Annotated in this window: 16 protein-coding genes and 1 tRNA gene; 15 read left to right on the top strand and 2 right to left on the bottom strand. The window is 69.4% G+C overall.

Going from position 1 to position 14109, the window contains the following annotated elements:
• Positions 1-290 precede the first annotated feature (290 nt).
• The 7 genes from IG86_RS40130 (at position 291) to IG86_RS0124765 (ending at position 5072) form a co-directional block, all read left to right on the top strand.
• On the top strand, positions 291-2429 hold the full coding sequence (locus IG86_RS40130; protein ID WP_045936711.1) for a sensor histidine kinase: 2139 nt from the start codon (positions 291-293) through the stop codon (positions 2427-2429).
• Positions 2426-2881: a roadblock/LC7 domain-containing protein gene (locus tag IG86_RS0124790; RefSeq protein WP_385873096.1), complete on the top strand. Its 456-nt coding sequence runs from the start codon at positions 2426-2428 to the stop codon at positions 2879-2881. Before IG86_RS40130 ends, IG86_RS0124790 begins: the two co-directional genes overlap by 4 nt.
• Positions 2882-2988: 107 nt before the next feature.
• Complete coding sequence (locus IG86_RS0124785) at positions 2989-3327, top strand: DUF742 domain-containing protein (protein WP_030825848.1); 339 nt, start codon at positions 2989-2991, stop codon at positions 3325-3327.
• Positions 3305-3907: a GTP-binding protein gene (locus tag IG86_RS0124780; RefSeq protein WP_030899737.1), complete on the top strand. Its 603-nt coding sequence runs from the start codon at positions 3305-3307 to the stop codon at positions 3905-3907. The genes IG86_RS0124785 and IG86_RS0124780 overlap by 23 nt, the downstream gene beginning before the upstream one ends.
• A complete protein-coding gene (locus IG86_RS0124775; RefSeq protein WP_173429220.1) occupies positions 3907-4452 on the top strand; it encodes a GAF domain-containing protein in 546 nt (181 codons plus the stop codon). The genes IG86_RS0124780 and IG86_RS0124775 overlap by 1 nt, the downstream gene beginning before the upstream one ends.
• Before the next feature lie 78 nt (positions 4453-4530).
• Complete coding sequence (locus IG86_RS0124770) at positions 4531-4893, top strand: MmcQ/YjbR family DNA-binding protein (RefSeq protein WP_030825857.1); 363 nt, start codon at positions 4531-4533, stop codon at positions 4891-4893.
• 105 nt (positions 4894-4998) lie between these two features.
• A tRNA-Pro gene (locus IG86_RS0124765) sits at positions 4999-5072 on the top strand.
• Between the two features lie 395 nt (positions 5073-5467).
• Here the strand turns inward: IG86_RS0124765 and IG86_RS44565 are convergent.
• Entirely contained in the window at positions 5468-5653 is a 186-nt protein-coding gene (locus IG86_RS44565; RefSeq protein WP_078906029.1) for a hypothetical protein, read from the bottom strand.
• Positions 5654-5847: 194 nt separating this feature from the next.
• Here IG86_RS44565 and IG86_RS44560 point away from each other — a divergent pair, with 194 nt between their 5' ends.
• The 4 genes from IG86_RS44560 (at position 5848) to IG86_RS0124755 (ending at position 10256) form a co-directional block, all read left to right on the top strand.
• Positions 5848-6297, top strand: a complete 450-nt coding sequence (locus IG86_RS44560; protein WP_157854881.1) for a hypothetical protein — start codon at positions 5848-5850, stop codon at positions 6295-6297.
• Positions 6294-6515: a glycine-rich domain-containing protein gene (locus IG86_RS44555; protein WP_107056276.1), complete on the top strand. Its 222-nt coding sequence runs from the start codon at positions 6294-6296 to the stop codon at positions 6513-6515. Before IG86_RS44560 ends, IG86_RS44555 begins: the two co-directional genes overlap by 4 nt.
• A gap of 1184 nt (positions 6516-7699) precedes the next feature.
• Complete coding sequence (locus IG86_RS43095) at positions 7700-8032, top strand: hypothetical protein (protein WP_157854880.1); 333 nt, start codon at positions 7700-7702, stop codon at positions 8030-8032.
• Positions 8033-9476: 1444 nt separating this feature from the next.
• A complete protein-coding gene (locus IG86_RS0124755) occupies positions 9477-10256 on the top strand; it encodes a DUF5677 domain-containing protein (protein WP_030899734.1) in 780 nt (259 codons plus the stop codon).
• 231 nt (positions 10257-10487) lie between these two features.
• Here IG86_RS0124755 and IG86_RS0124750 read toward each other — a convergent pair whose 3' ends face one another.
• Positions 10488-11438, bottom strand: coding sequence for a LuxR C-terminal-related transcriptional regulator (locus IG86_RS0124750; protein WP_338116757.1), 951 nt, complete (start codon positions 11436-11438; stop codon positions 10488-10490).
• A 342-nt stretch (positions 11439-11780) separates the two neighbouring features.
• Here IG86_RS0124750 and IG86_RS43090 point away from each other — a divergent pair, with 342 nt between their 5' ends.
• The 4 genes from IG86_RS43090 to IG86_RS40120 all read left to right on the top strand — a co-directional run.
• Complete coding sequence (locus IG86_RS43090; RefSeq protein WP_157854879.1) at positions 11781-11939, top strand: hypothetical protein; 159 nt, start codon at positions 11781-11783, stop codon at positions 11937-11939.
• A 7-nt stretch (positions 11940-11946) separates the two neighbouring features.
• Positions 11947-12282, top strand: coding sequence for a hypothetical protein (locus IG86_RS0124740; RefSeq protein WP_030825862.1), 336 nt, complete (start codon positions 11947-11949; stop codon positions 12280-12282).
• Positions 12283-12428: 146 nt separating this feature from the next.
• Positions 12429-13355, top strand: coding sequence for a hypothetical protein (locus tag IG86_RS43085; RefSeq protein ID WP_051785392.1), 927 nt, complete (start codon positions 12429-12431; stop codon positions 13353-13355).
• 33 nt (positions 13356-13388) lie between these two features.
• Positions 13389-14109 (top strand): NlpC/P60 family protein (locus IG86_RS40120; RefSeq protein WP_478212448.1); only part of this gene is annotated, 721 nt, incomplete at its 3' end.

The following is a 14109-nucleotide window of genomic DNA, read 5'->3' as shown; positions in this document are numbered from 1 at the left end:
GTGGGGCGGCCGACGCCGTTCGGGTGTCGTTCGGGTGTCGTTCGGGCGCCGCTCCGGCGGCGGTCCGGCGGCGGTCCGGCGGCGGGAGGGGGCGGCGCCGGGCGGCCGTAGCAGGCTGACCGGCGCATTCGGGCTGCTGTGCGAGCGCTCCATCGGGAGCGGGAAGCACCCCCGCGAAGTTCGCCAACTGACGGTCCGGGGCGGGACGGTGGGGTCTAGCGTGGGTATTCGGTGATCAACACCGGGCCCCGGGAACGCTGGGGGCCGGGCCCCACGTACCGAGGACGCCGATGTCCGGACTCCGCGCCGCCCGCCACGCCCCGTCGAGACACGCCGTCACCGGTCCCGCCCGGCAGATACGCCCCCAGCTGGTACGCGCCGCCCTCCTGCCCACGCTCGCCGCCGCACTCAGCGGCGCCGCCGCGGTGATCTTCACCCTCCAGCTCGGCGGCGGGGCCGGCGACCGCGACGCCCGGCTCTGGCCCGTGCTCACCGGCTGCGCCCTGCTCGTGGTCGGAGCCCTGGCCGCCGCCCTGCTCGGCGCGCAGCGCGCGGCCAAGGCCGTACGCGACCGGTGCGAAGCGCTGCGCCGCTCCAGCGTGCGCGGCCGCCAGGAGCTGCGGACGGCCGCCGAACGGCTGGAGCGGGGCGAGGCCCCGCCGCGGCCGGTCCGGGGCGGGCCGAACGCGCCGCTCACCGGCGGTGACCCGGCCGGCGTGGACGAGTTCTGGCTGCTCTCCCAGGAGCTGCGCGGCGCCCGAGAACAGGCCCACACGGCCCTCGTACGGCTCGCCGGGCCGGTCACGCCGTCCGACAGCGAGCGCAAGGTCGAGGTCTTCGTCAACCTCGCGCGCCGTCTCCAGTCCCTCGTCCACCGCGAGATCTCGCTGCTGGACGACCTGGAGGACACGGTCGAGGACCCGGACCTGCTCAAGGAGCTCTTCCACGTCGACCACCTCGCCACCCGGATCCGCCGCCACGCCGAGAACCTCGCGGTGCTGGGCGGTGCGGCGTCCCGCCGCCAGTGGACCCGGCCGATCGACCTGAGCGAGGTCCTCCGCTCCTCGGTCGCGGAGGTCGAGCAGTACACCCGGGTCAAGGTCGTGCCGCCGGCGGGCGGCAGCGTACGCGGACACGCCGTCGCGGACGTCGTGCACCTGCTGGCCGAACTCGTCGAGAACGCCACGGTGTTCTCCCCTCCCGACACCGACGTGGTGCTGCGCGCCGAGCGGGTCACCGCCGGGATCGCGGTGGAGGTGGAGGACCGGGGACTGGGCATGCCGGCCGAGGAACAGCACCGGATGAACGCCCTGCTCGGGGACCCCGACCAGATCAGCGTCCGGAGCCTGCTCGCGGACGGGCGGATCGGCCTGTACGTCGTCTCGGCGCTGGCGCGCCGGCACGGGATCGCCGTCGAGCTCAAGTCGAACATCTACGGCGGCGTCCTCGCGGTGCTGGTGCTGCCGCAGGAGCTGCTGGGCGCGGAGGCTGCCGAGGGCTCGCGGGTGACGCCGCCGCTGGAGCCGGCCCGGATCCCGATGCCGTTGCCGCGCCGGGCGGATGCCTCGCCCACGATCCCGGCGCCCCGCCCCGAGCCCCACGCGGGACCGGCCGCGCCGACGGCAGACCCCTGGCCGGCCCGCCCCACCGAGCCGCAGCCGGCGCCGGCCCTCGGCCCCGACCCGGCGCCGGGGCCCCACTCCGGGCGCTCACCGGCCGGACCCGGCACCGGGCAGGATGCCCGGCCAGGAGCCCCGGCCGAGCCCGGGAGCTGGGCGCAGCCCGAGACCCACCGGCCGGCCGGGCACGGGCCTGCTGCCGAGGCAGTGCCGTGGGCCGCAGCCGGGGCGGTGCCCCCGACGGCGGCTGCCGCCGATCCGTCGGCCGCCCCGGCGACCGGACGGCCGGTCGAGTGGGAGCCCGATCCTGCGGCCCGGTTCGAGGCCGTGCCGCAGGCCGTGCCTGCGCCTGGACAGCCGGCCGGTCAGGGGCCCGCCGCCGAGGCGGCGCCGTGGGCCGCAGCAGGTGCGGGACAGTCCGGGCCCTTGCCCCTGCGGGGGGCCGCGGCCGAACCGTCGGCCCCGCCGGTGCCCGCTCGACCGGGCGAGCCCGAGGGCGCACCTTCGGCTGGACGGTCGGCCGAGCGGGAGCCCGATCCTGCCCCGGCGCCGTGGGCCGCAGGGCAGTCCGGGCCGGAGGCTGCGCGAGGGCTCGATCCCGCAGCGGATGCCCGGGGCGGGGACGGGTGCGCCGCGGGCGAGCGGCCGGTGCTGCCGCGGCGTCGGGCCCAGCAGCACCTCGCACCCCAGCTGCGCGACGCGCCCGCACCGCGGCCCCCCGCCGACACCGAGCAACCCGTACACGACCCCGGCCTCATGGCCGCCTTCCAGCGGGGCTTCGGCCTCGCGCAGTCGGAGAACCAGGTATGACGAAGGAGCGCATCACCATGGGCGGCGAAGTGGCGACGAAGACCGGCGGCCGGCTCTCGGATCTCGACTGGCTGCTCAGCGGCCTGGTCCAACGCGTGCCGTACACGCGCAGCGCCGTACTGCTCACCGCCGACGGGCTCGTGAGCTGCGTACACGGCCTGGACCCCGACAGTGCCGACCACCTGGCGGCCCTCGCCTCCGGCCTCTACTCCCTCGGCCGCAGCGCCGGAGCCCGCTTCGGCGACGGCGCCGAGGTGCGGCAGGTCGTCGTCGAGCTCGACACCGCTCTCGTCTTCGTGTCCGCCGCCGGATCCGGCACCTGCCTGGCCGTCCTCGCCGACCGGGAGGCCGACGCCGGCGTGCTCGGCTACGAGATGGCGATGCTGGTCAAGAGCGTCCGGCCGTACCTCGCGGCCGCACCCCGGCGGCCCGCCGCGAACGTGGAGCGATGAGGGCCCAAGACAGGGGGGCACACGGGGCACACGGGGCGCCCGGCACGCACGGGGCTTGCGGAAAGGGGCGGGACACACCATGGCTCGACGGCTCGGCGGGGCGGGTGATGCGCCCGTACACCGCCAGCGGCGGCCGGACCAGACCGGGGGTCGCGCTCGACCTGCTGTCCCGGATGACCGCGACGGGGGTGCGCCCGCGCGTCCCGCTCGGCGCCGAGCACACCCTCGCGCTGCGGTTGTGCGCCGGCGCCGCCGCGCTCACCGTCGCCGAGCTGGCGGGGCAGCTGCGGCTCCCCGCCACGGTGGTGAAGGTGCTGCTGTCCGATCTCATGGAGTACGGAGCCGTCATGGCACAGGCGCCGCGGTTCCCGGGCGGAGGGTCGTTCGCCGCCGATGACCAGTCCCTCCTCCTGGCGGTGCTCGATGGCCTACGCAGACGACTGTGACGCCCCTGTCACCCTGAAGGTCCTGGTCGCGGGGGGCTTCGGGGCGGGCAAGACCACCTTCGTCGGCGCGGTGAGCGAGATCGAGCCGCTGAGCACGGAAGAGCTGCTCAGCGACCTCGGCTCGGGCGCCGACCCACTGCACGGAGTCGAAGCCAAGACCACCACGACGGTCGCGCTCGACTTCGGGCGGATCACCCTGGACGACCGCCACGTCCTCTACCTCTTCGGCACGCCCGGCCAGCACCGCTTCTGGTTCCTGTGGGAGGAGCTGTGCGCGGGCGCGCTCGGGGCCGTGGTGATCGCCGACACCCGCCGGCTCGCGGACTGCTTCCCGGCCGTGGACTTCTTCGAGCGGCGCGGGATCGGCTTCATCGTCGCCGTCAACGAGTTCGACGGCTGCCACCGCTACACGCCGGACGAGGTCCGGGACGCGGTGGGGCTCGGGCCGCAGGTGCCCGTCGTACGGTGCGACGCGCGCCTGACCAGTTCCGGGACGGTGACGCTGGCCGCCCTGGTCCGTCACCTGCTGTGCCTGTCGTCAACGTCAACGTCATCGTCAATGGAGTCGGGGGAAGCGTGATGCTGTACTACGAATCGACCGGACACCTGTTGCTCACGCCCGTGGACCGGGAGGCGCCCGCACGGGCGGTCCGGCTGCGCGAAATGGGACTGGGGGAGCGGGCGGACACCGAACTCGACGCCTTCGCGCGACGCGTGTCGGACGTCCTCGACGCGCCCCACGCGGGGGTGAACTTCGTCGGCGAGGAACGCCAGTTCTTCGCCGGCCTGCACCACGCGCCCGACGCCCCGGAGAGCGGCTACCCGGCCCGGGTCCTGGCCCGCGACCACGGATACTGCCCGCACGTGGTGGTGCGAAGGCGCGCGCTGGTGCTGGAGGACGTCCGGGACTTCGCCCGGTTCGCCGGGAACGCGGTGGTGGACGAGAGCGGGGTCCGGTCCTACCTGGGGGCGCCGCTGACCGACCGGCGCGGGGTCGTACTGGGCACGGTGTGCGCGGTGGACGTGGTGCCGCGGCGGTGGGGGACGGAGGGACTCGCCACCGCGAAGGGGCTGGCGGCGGAGCTGGTGGCCCTGCTGCACGAGCGGGAGGACCGGCGCGCATGAGCACGCCTGTCGGTGGTGGGGGCTACGGTCGTCGGACGAGGATCCACCGGAACCGGAGGCTGGAGAGGAGTCCCGGGGATGACCACCACGGTGCAGGACGTCCGCCTGATCGCACTGTCCCTCCCGGACAGCAGCGAAAAGCCGGCGTGGGGCATGCCGACCTTCCGGGTGGGCGGGAAGATCTTCGCCGCGCTCGCCGACGACGACACCTCGATCGGGGTGAAGTGTCCCAAGGAGGACCGGGCCGAGCTGATCGCGGCGGAACCGGAGAAGTTCTTCATGCGGGACGGCCACGACGACAACTACGCGTGGATCCGGGTCCGCCTGGCGGCGGTGCGGGACGAGGCCGAACTGCGCTCCATCCTGATCGACTCCTGGCTCCAGGCGGCCCCGAAACGCCTGGCCGCGGCCCATCCGGAGCTGACCGGCGGCACCGGCTGACCTGACCGCGACCCGACGGCGGAAAGGCGCGCGCGACCACCCACGGAAATGCGGTATCGTTCTCATGCGCGTTCGGCCAGGGGAAACCCCCAGGTCAGCGGGCATCGGGACGTGGCGCAGCTTGGTAGCGCACTTGACTGGGGGTCAAGGGGTCGCAGGTTCAAATCCTGTCGTCCCGACTAGGGGATGTTCCCGTAGTCGCAGATGAGGGCCTTGTTTCACTTCGGTGAGGCAAGGCCCTTGATCGTTTCCAAGACCGTGCGTGTCGCAAATCGTCACAGACGCTGTCGATCACGCCGCTCCGGACGGCAGCTCGCCGAGCTTTTCCGAGCCCGCCTTGAGGCTACTCTGTCGGGGGGACGTAGGCCCGCTTCGTGAAGGACAGGTCGCTGTGACCGGCCCAGGCTGAGACGACGGTGTCGTGCGCCGTTGTTCGCCATCCAGGACAGGCACGCATGGCGAGCGTCGTAGAGACGAACCCTGCGCACGCGGGCCTGGGCCATCCGCCGGTGCGCCTCGCGGCGAAGCTTGACCGACTTGAAGGGGCGCCCCCACTGTCGATCAAGCGGGAGACTCACTCCTTGGGCGCAAAGCGGGTAAGTAACTCCCGCGGTACCACGACGAACGTTTCACCGGGCAGTCCATCCCGCAGCTGCTCCAGAGCCTCTTCGCCAGTCAGCCTGTACTCCTGGACGACGATCTGACCGTCGTTGGTCTCGTAGAGGGTCGGGCACTTGCCGTCGTAGGACGTCGTACCGATGAAGGAGTTGCATCACACGCCTCCTGTTGATCGTTGTAACCGGACCGCTTCGAACCGTAGATGCACGATCAGGGGAAACAGAAGGGTGTAGCGGGATCCCGCAGCAGAAGCGGCTGCAAGCAGCCGGAACCGATCAGGAAGCAACAAGAAGCACGGATCCTCACAGGGCTGGGCCGCTCCTATCGTCCCGGGACATGGTGATCAAGCAGGCCAACATGAAGCCCACCGCTGCCGACACTGCATTCCAGCAGGCGTCCGGTGCCCATGACGCTGCGGGTCTCCCACGACAGTGGCCGAACCCTCGGCAGTCAGCTCGTCTACCCGGCCGAGCGAGCCAGCAAGCCGCTCACGCCCATGACATCCGCCCCATGGCCGCCCTGCAAGTGCCCTCGATGCTCCGCAACGACAAGGAAGGCACGCCAGTGACGGCCACCCAGCACGACACCACCAACGCTCTGTGCCTGATCAGTCCCAGCCTCCGGACCGACCTCATCACCGTTGTCCGCGAGGACTACTGGCCGGAGATCACCGACGACCAGGGCAACCGGGGTGTGGAACAGCTCGTTGCGTCCTTTGCCGTGGCCGGCACCACCACCGAGAAGGCGATCCCCATCCTCCGGGTGGACCTGTTCTCGCAGCCTTGATTCTGCACACGAAGCCGTACGCCGAGTTCTGCAACACGCTCGCCAGCGGCTTCATCCACCACGTCCCTGACCGCGACGGCGGCCACAACTCCGAGGAGGGCCGAGCCGCGATGCTGCGAACGGCGGAGATGATCCGCAAGGCCGGGTACGAAACGGACCCGGACTTCTGGCCCATCGGCAGCGCGTCCACCGATGCCGCCGACTGCACGCAGTCGTAGGCCGGATGCTCCGACAGCCCCGTCAAGTAGCCAACCCAGCCCAGCGCTTCAGCCGCCCGGTACTTTTCCGGGCGGCTGTCGCCATGAACCAGAACGGATGCCGATGACCGACGATCGCCGCACCGCATGGGACTTCTACTCGCAGAGCAAGCCGCAGCGCAGACTGAGCAATGCCAAAGGCGAAGCAACGTGGTTCAACTGGACGCAGTACGCCGATCACGGACCTGGTACCGAAGTGCTGGCCCTCAACCCGAGCCACACGGTGCTCGACCTCGGCTGCAGATCCGGCGGAAACCTCGCCCACCTCACCACCCTCGGTATTAGTGCCATCGGCGTGGACGTCTCCGGGAAGCAGCTCGACGAGGCCCACGAGCGGTGGCCCAGCATCCGGGGCATGGAACTGCACCAGGGCGACGCTGCCGCCTACCTCGCTTTACGATCTTCGACGCGGTGTTCAGCGTCTTGGGTACGGCGTGGTTCACCGACCCCGGCCTACTGCTGCCCACCGTTCACGCCAACCTCAAACCGGGAGGAGTGTTCGCCTTCTGCCAACGATCACCCGTTCAATGCCGCTATGCGTGCCAAGCGTCATACATCCCGCGGGGGTCCAGAAGACGACCCCGCCATCGTGAAGCGATGGGACTACCAGTCTGACATCTGGTGCGTGCTCCTCAGAGAGTGCGGATTCCCAGAGGTAACTGCGACAGTGCTCCCAGCTCCGAAACACGAAAAGCGCACCGCAGACACGCTCCTGGTTCGCCGTACGGGGGGACTAGCCCGAATTCTTGTAGGGCAACTGGACACGCCAAGCGACGTAACCGCGGACCCACTTCCGCGCAGCCGACTCTCGTCCTGAGGGTTTGGCCGGCCGTCTGGATCGTGGCGGGAGTGGGAAGGCCTTACGCTTGCCGGCGGATCGGGCAGCGTTGCAGCTGCTCCCTAATGTCCGATGAGGCCTTCCCGCGTTGGGCCCCCACCATGAGGCAGGTGGGTAAATTCTCAGGACCACCAGAGCAGTAACTCCGCCAGTGCAGGCACTACTTGGCAAACAGTTGTTAATTAAATCAACAGATGCCGGCGGCCAGTGTCTCACGAAGTGTCTACAAAAGATAGTCCTAGACGTACCGGCTGCCCGCTTGTTGTCCTGGATGTACCGAAAGGGCGATAGGGCGACCGGAGGGCTAATGACTGAAATCGACATGGCTTCGGGCTGGGCAAACCATGCAACCGCAGCTTTGATTCCAGGTGGAGTAGGTGGCACTGTATTTGGCCTGCTGGGAAGTTTCGCAGGGCCAGATCTGCTGGCTCAGAGCGGCAAGGTTTGGTGTGCTAGTGATGACACCATTTACCCGGCAGCGCCTGGGCTTGACCTAACAGCTGGTTGCCACCCAGCACTTGAGGTCCCCATCGTCGGGATGCCAATCATTGGTGCAGAAGCAGCGGGCCTTGCGGTGGGCGTTGGTGTTGCAATTGTGGTTTGGATCATCGTAACGGGATACAAAGTCTTCAACGGTTAAAGGCTTGTCTCGTAGACCTCAAAGTCTCGGTCACCCTTCAACCCCAGGCCTATTGGCCTATCTAGTGAGGGTGGACTTAGTCTACGGCTGATTTCTCATCACCACATAATGCCAGATGACTCTCTTCGCGAAAAGGGTACCTAGTGGTATGTGTGAGGCGCAGGCCTCGTTCAAGTGAAGTGCTAGAGCGCATACATAGGTGCCCTTGAAACCCCAGCAGGTCTGTTGGTAGCTGCGCGTGCGCAGCAGCGCGTGCGCCCATCAGACTTGCCTGGCAGACCCTTCAAACACTCAGAGTGGCGGATCCATCCACTCATCTGCTGCCTTACGAAGCAATAGGGAAACCGTCTCGGCTGTGGTATCTGGATTATCGTTGGAGGTGCTCACGCTCATAATTCCGCGGGTTCAGCTGAGCCAGTCACAGAAGTAGTTCCTCGTCTCAATGAGTCCCACTAGCTTTTCGGTGTCAAGGCGGACCGAATCAAAGCGTTGCACCTTGTCCCAGATGGCGCGTTGCACAGCGCCCTCGATTGAGACAGGCGCTAGGGTGACTGCCTCGATGAGTTGCTTCCCATGTCGCACCACCGTACGACGTATGCGAGGGTACGTGTACGCGGATCATTTGTTATCGCCGTGGGATTCGATGATGCCCGCTGCTGCCCCGCAAGGTTCACCATGGCTCTCACCCTGGACGGGCCGTGTTGTCAGTGGCTCGGGATACGGTGCGGTGTGATGGGTCGGACGGAGATCGTAGGAGACTCGCGACCGTGGGGGGTGGGTGGAAAGGTCCCCGGCATCCACCCCGGGACTGGATTTAGTATCCGTGGCCCCACCCCCCAACTCCGCCCACCAGTGGGGCCGTACGGTGAGGGCTCGGACGCCGTGATCACACCAGTCACGGCGAGATCATGCCAGGTAACCCCTACGGATTGAGCTCGACCAGGAATCCACGCTTTCCGGGGAAAGCGCCGGCTCTGCCCACGCCGCGAACCCAAGGACCGGGCGCTGAGCAGGTCTCCCGCTGGCGTCGTCGACAAAGCGTGCGCCGAACTCGCCGGCTCTGGCGCACCAGGTAGCGCAGACCCTCAATGTCCACGACCCCGCACTCCCCAGCACCGAGATCCACAGATACGCCTTCGACTGGGCTGACCTGCCACCCAGCCTGGCTGGCGAGATACACCCAGACCTCGAATGCCCGCTCCAGATCCGCGGCCATGAAGCTTGACCCTACCTTGGCAACGATCTGCACCGATCCGGCCGCACATCCACCGTCACGACATCCCTCTCTCTGCGACAGGATCATCGCAGCTCACGCCAGCGACTCCCGGAGCGACCACCACGTGTTTCCTACTGCGCTTTGCGGGACAGCCTTTAGCCTTCCCAGAGCCATCGCCTGAACGAAATCTCGTAGCGGCGGCCGTGGGGTGTTCGCCAGGATAGTGCGATGGCTGATGCAGACCCGAGCGACGGCTTGCTCCGTCTCGAAAACTTGATCACGAACGACCTGCACACCCGCATCGACCCGACGAACCGGGCCAGCATGATCGGCTGGGGCCTCTTCTTCACCGTGGCCCACCAGGTCAGAGCGGTCCTCGGCTTGCATACGGCCGGCGCGTGCAGGGCTGCCGCGCCCAACCGTCGAAGCGCCCTTGAGCACGCCATCACGCTGCGGTGGTGTGTCGACCAAGGCGACCGGATGGGCGACATCTACAACCGCAAGTTGCATAACGATCAGATCCAGCTGGCCAAGGCCCTTCGGGCAGACGGCACTGCCGACCGATACAAAGACGCGTATCAGGTCATGGCCGACACCGTGAAGACGGTGAAGGAGAGCATCGCACCGGACCCCAACGAGCGCCTCGCCAAGATCGAGCACTTGATGCAGGGGTACGGCCTCGACAGGGAGCGAACCTTCTACCAGGTCGACTCGCGCTTCGTGCACCCCACCCTCACTGGTGCCCAAATGTTCTTCAAAGACGACGGCGAAGCCTTCCACGTCAGCCAGATGCCGATCCATGAAGAGATCGTGGCCTGCCACCTGTACTCCTTGTGGATCCTCCACGCAGCGATGCTCGCCTTCAACGAGGTGCTCATCGGCAAGCCGTGGACAGCCGAGTTGGAGAAGATCGCCAAGGACTTCGGGTTCATGACCATGCTGCCGCAATGGCAGGAGCCTGAAGACCTACGCACAGTAAGTAAGGATGGCCCTCGTGGCACCGTGTAGATCCACTAGGCAGGCGTTCGTCTCCCGGTGATCAACGAGCCGACTGCGGCAACACTACGCGCAACCCGCTGACCTGGACGTTTGCTGGGTTTCATGGACTGGATGGACGACGAAGGTCAGAGGCCGTTTCCACCGGATGGTGGGAGCGGCCTCTTTCTGTTGATGATCGTCGGGTGGCCTCTGCCGGGGCACGGCACTGTTCCGCTCCCCGGCGAGCCGGTGGCCGGTGCGCTACAGCCAGCCCCGTTGGGCGGCCTTGAGGCCCGCTTCGAAGCGGCTGGTGGCGCCGAGGCGTTCCATGATCGAGGCCATGTGGCGGCTGACGGTACGTGACGAGATGCCGAGGCGCTGGCCGGCCGCGTCGTCGGTGAGGCCGCCGGCCAGCAGGCGCAGGAGTTGGCGTTCGGTGTCGGTCAGGCCGGTCGCGGGGTCGTCGGACCTCAGCGCGCCGAGCGGGACGGCGGTGGCCCAGGCCTGGTCGAAGAGGTCGAGGAGAGCGGTGACGAGGCCGGGTTCGGTGACGTGCAGGGCGCCCTTGCGGGTGTCGGCGGGGTCGATGGGGACCAGTGCGTGGGCCCGGTCGAAGATGACGAGGCGCTGGGGGAGGACGGGGGCGGTGCGTACCTCGCTGCCGCGGCTGAGGAGCCAGTGGGCGTGGGCCGTGGTGTGCGGGTCGTTGCGTGTGGTGTCCTGGTAGAGGGTCTTCATGACGACCCCGCGCGCCAGCGGTTCCTCGTCGGCGGCCCGTGCGGCCGCGAGGTCCTCAGGACGGTGGCTGGCGCCGGGGTGGACGCCCAGGCACTCGTGCGACATGCCGTGGGCCAGTTGCTCGATGCGGCGCTGGATGGCGTCCATCCCCAGGAGTCGTTCACCGTGGGTGGCGTGGGCGCCGGCGCGTTCGGCGACCAGACGTGTGACGGCCGCCCGGGAGGCGGCGAGCTGGGCCTGACGGGCGGCCAGGTCCGCCTCCTGGCGGGCGAGCATGTCCGCCAGGCCGACGTCGGGGGAAACGACACGCATTTCGCCGGGGTGGTCGGCGGAGGCCCGCACCAGCATCAGGCGGGCGAGTTCGTCCAGGCAGTCGTGCACCTGGGCGGGGGAGGCCCCGCACAGCTCGGCCAGCCGAGCGACTCCGTGATCGGTGTGGTCGAGCATGGCCCGGTAGACCCTGCTTCCGAGCACACTCAAGCCCAGCGCTTCCAGCATTGCGTCCCCCCCCCCGGGTTCCGCGTCCGAACCGTCCGCGGTCCGCACGCGCACCGCATCGTCGCACTTCGGGAACCAGCGCTTCAAGATCCTTTAAGATCTCATGACTTGACGCGTCCATGACAGGCTGTCGAGATGGCGCCAGGCGAGTTGACGACAGCCGCAGGTCCTTCCGGGGGCGTCGACCAACCGGCGAAGCTGTTCATCGCCGGCAGGGAACACCCCGCCGACCACGAGAAGGCACCGGAACGAGCGTCAACCGCGGGACGCGAAACGGGAACCGACTCACCGTCATCTCTCCAGCGAAGGACCAACGCCATGATCCGCACCCGTCTCCGTCTGGCCACCGCGGTCGCCGCCCTCGCCGCCGGCGTCGTCGCCCTGCTGCCCGTCGCGGCCGGCGCCGCCCACGCCGCCACCACCACGACGGCGACCGGTGTCACCACCTTCCCCGCCGGCAACGCCCAATGGGGCTAGACACGAGATGGACTGTGTCTACACGAGCCTGCGCCGCCGCCCCGAGGTGTCGCCCGCAACGGCCGGCGAAGTAGCCGAGGTCGTCGGCATCCTGTGGGCGCACACCACCCCGAAGGACGGCCTGGAACACATCTCCGGCTCCCTCGACAGCGACCGGGTCGATCTCCTCCTGTACTTCCTTTCGCCCGAGCCCACCTCGCCCGCGGCCCACGGCCCGCTGCACCGGGCTGCCGCGCTGCTCACCCGTGGCCACCAGGCATCACCCGCGCTGAAGCGGCGCTACCTGCCGCCCGCCGGGGCGCCGTGCCCGCAGGCCGACGACCCGCGGCGCGCGAAGGCCTGACCGCCCGCCGCACCCGCCTCGCCGAACGCGACAGCCGGCCGATCCGGCGGCCGAGGCTCCCGTGCGCCGTTCGCCACTCGGACGCCGCGCGCGCACAGGGCGGCAAAGACCCTCACCCACGCTTCGTTCCTAGGAGTCAGTTCGCAATGCCAGCAATCAAGTTCTCCATACGAGGATCCCGCCGGGCGGCAGCGCTGACGGCCGGCGCCGTCCTCGGCGCCGGTGCGCTGGGTCTGGTGGTGCTCGGCGGTGGCACACACGCGCTGGCCACGGACCAGGTCAAGGCGGCCACCACGGCGACGGCGCCCGCCGCCGGCACGTCGCCGACGCCCTCGACGCCGCCGACGCCCACGGCGAGCGCGTCGCCGGCGACGCCGAGCGCCGGCGGGGCGCCGGGCGCTGCCGCGACCCCCAGCGCTCCCGGGGCGCCGGCGAAGCGCGCCGGGGGGAACCCAGCTGCCGCACCGGGCAACCCCGCGACGGCACCCGCACTCGACGCCGCGACCAGCGCCAAGGTCCCCTCCGACCTCGCCGCCGTCACCGCCCAGTCGTGGACCGCGCAAGCCGCGGGGCCGGTGCGCCAGATCACCGGCCATGACATCGCGCTGAACGAGTGCGCGAGCGTGCACGGCGCCGCGACCTGGCAGCAGCAGCCGTACCTGAGCAGCGGCGGCAACTCCGCAGTGCTGGAGATCTACACCTTCGGCACCGAGGCCGCGGCCGGCGCCGCGTACGAGGGCGTCCGCTCCGGCATGAGCTCCTGCCAGTCCACGTCCAGGGCCTTGCAGAGCGCGAACCACCTCACGGCCGACGCTGTCTCACGGCAGACCGTCACCGCCACGGACGCGGCGGCGTTCGAACGTACCTGGACCGGGGTCGAGGGCCTCTCGGCCCACGGCGCGCAGACCAACCACCTCTACCTCGCGGCGCACGGCACACGGGTACTCGTCCTGCACTTCGACGAACTGGCCGAGGGATCTCCCGCCGCCGCTCCGTACGACACGAAGCAGGACCCGAACGTGCTGTCGCTGCTCACGAACTTGCTGGCCCGCCCGGCCGGCAGCACCCGCTGATCCGCTGAACACGCCGACCACCTAAGGAAAGCAATGTCTTCAACACCCAAGAAGCGTGGCGTCGCCGCGTTCGCGGCCGCATCGCTGCTCGGCGCGATGGCCGCGCTGATACCGGCCGGGGACGCGTTCGCCGGAACCGTACCCGTGGGCCCCGCCACCTCGATCGGGAGCCTCGGCCCGGCCGCGCTCGGCGGCCCGATCACCCAGGAGCAGATCATCGCCCGGGCCCACGACTGGATCAACAACGCCGTCCCGTACAGCCAGTCGCTCGCCTGGAAGGACGCCGCGGTCGGCGGCCCGTACCGCGCGGACTGCTCCGGCTTCATCTCCATGGCGTGGGGCCTGAAGGACAGCCTGGTCACCTGGACCCTCCCGGACGTCTCGACCGTCACCGCCACCAACGTCATCGGCTTTACCGGCCTGCAGCCGGGCGACGCACTGGACTACACCGCCGACCACGTCGTGCTGTTCGACTCCTGGATCGACAAGTCCGCAGGGACGTTCCACTACGACGCCGAGCACCGCCCGGGCACGGTGGCCGACCAGCGGCAGGGCAGCGTCTACGCGAGCACGCTCGACGGCCACGCCATCACCAACTACGAGGCCCTGCGCTACAAGAACGTCGTCGCCACCTCGGCCGCCGCCGCGACGTCGCCGGTGTCGATGGATGCCGGTGCGACGCACGTGGCGTTCGTGGACGGCGGCGGGAGTGTGGCGAACGACTGGGTGAGCAATGGTGCCTGGCAGGGTCCGG

The organism is Streptomyces virginiae (assembly GCF_000720455.1).
Lineage (GTDB): Bacteria > Actinomycetota > Actinomycetes > Streptomycetales > Streptomycetaceae > Streptomyces > Streptomyces virginiae.
This window is presented reverse-complemented; position numbering and strand designations above follow the sequence as displayed.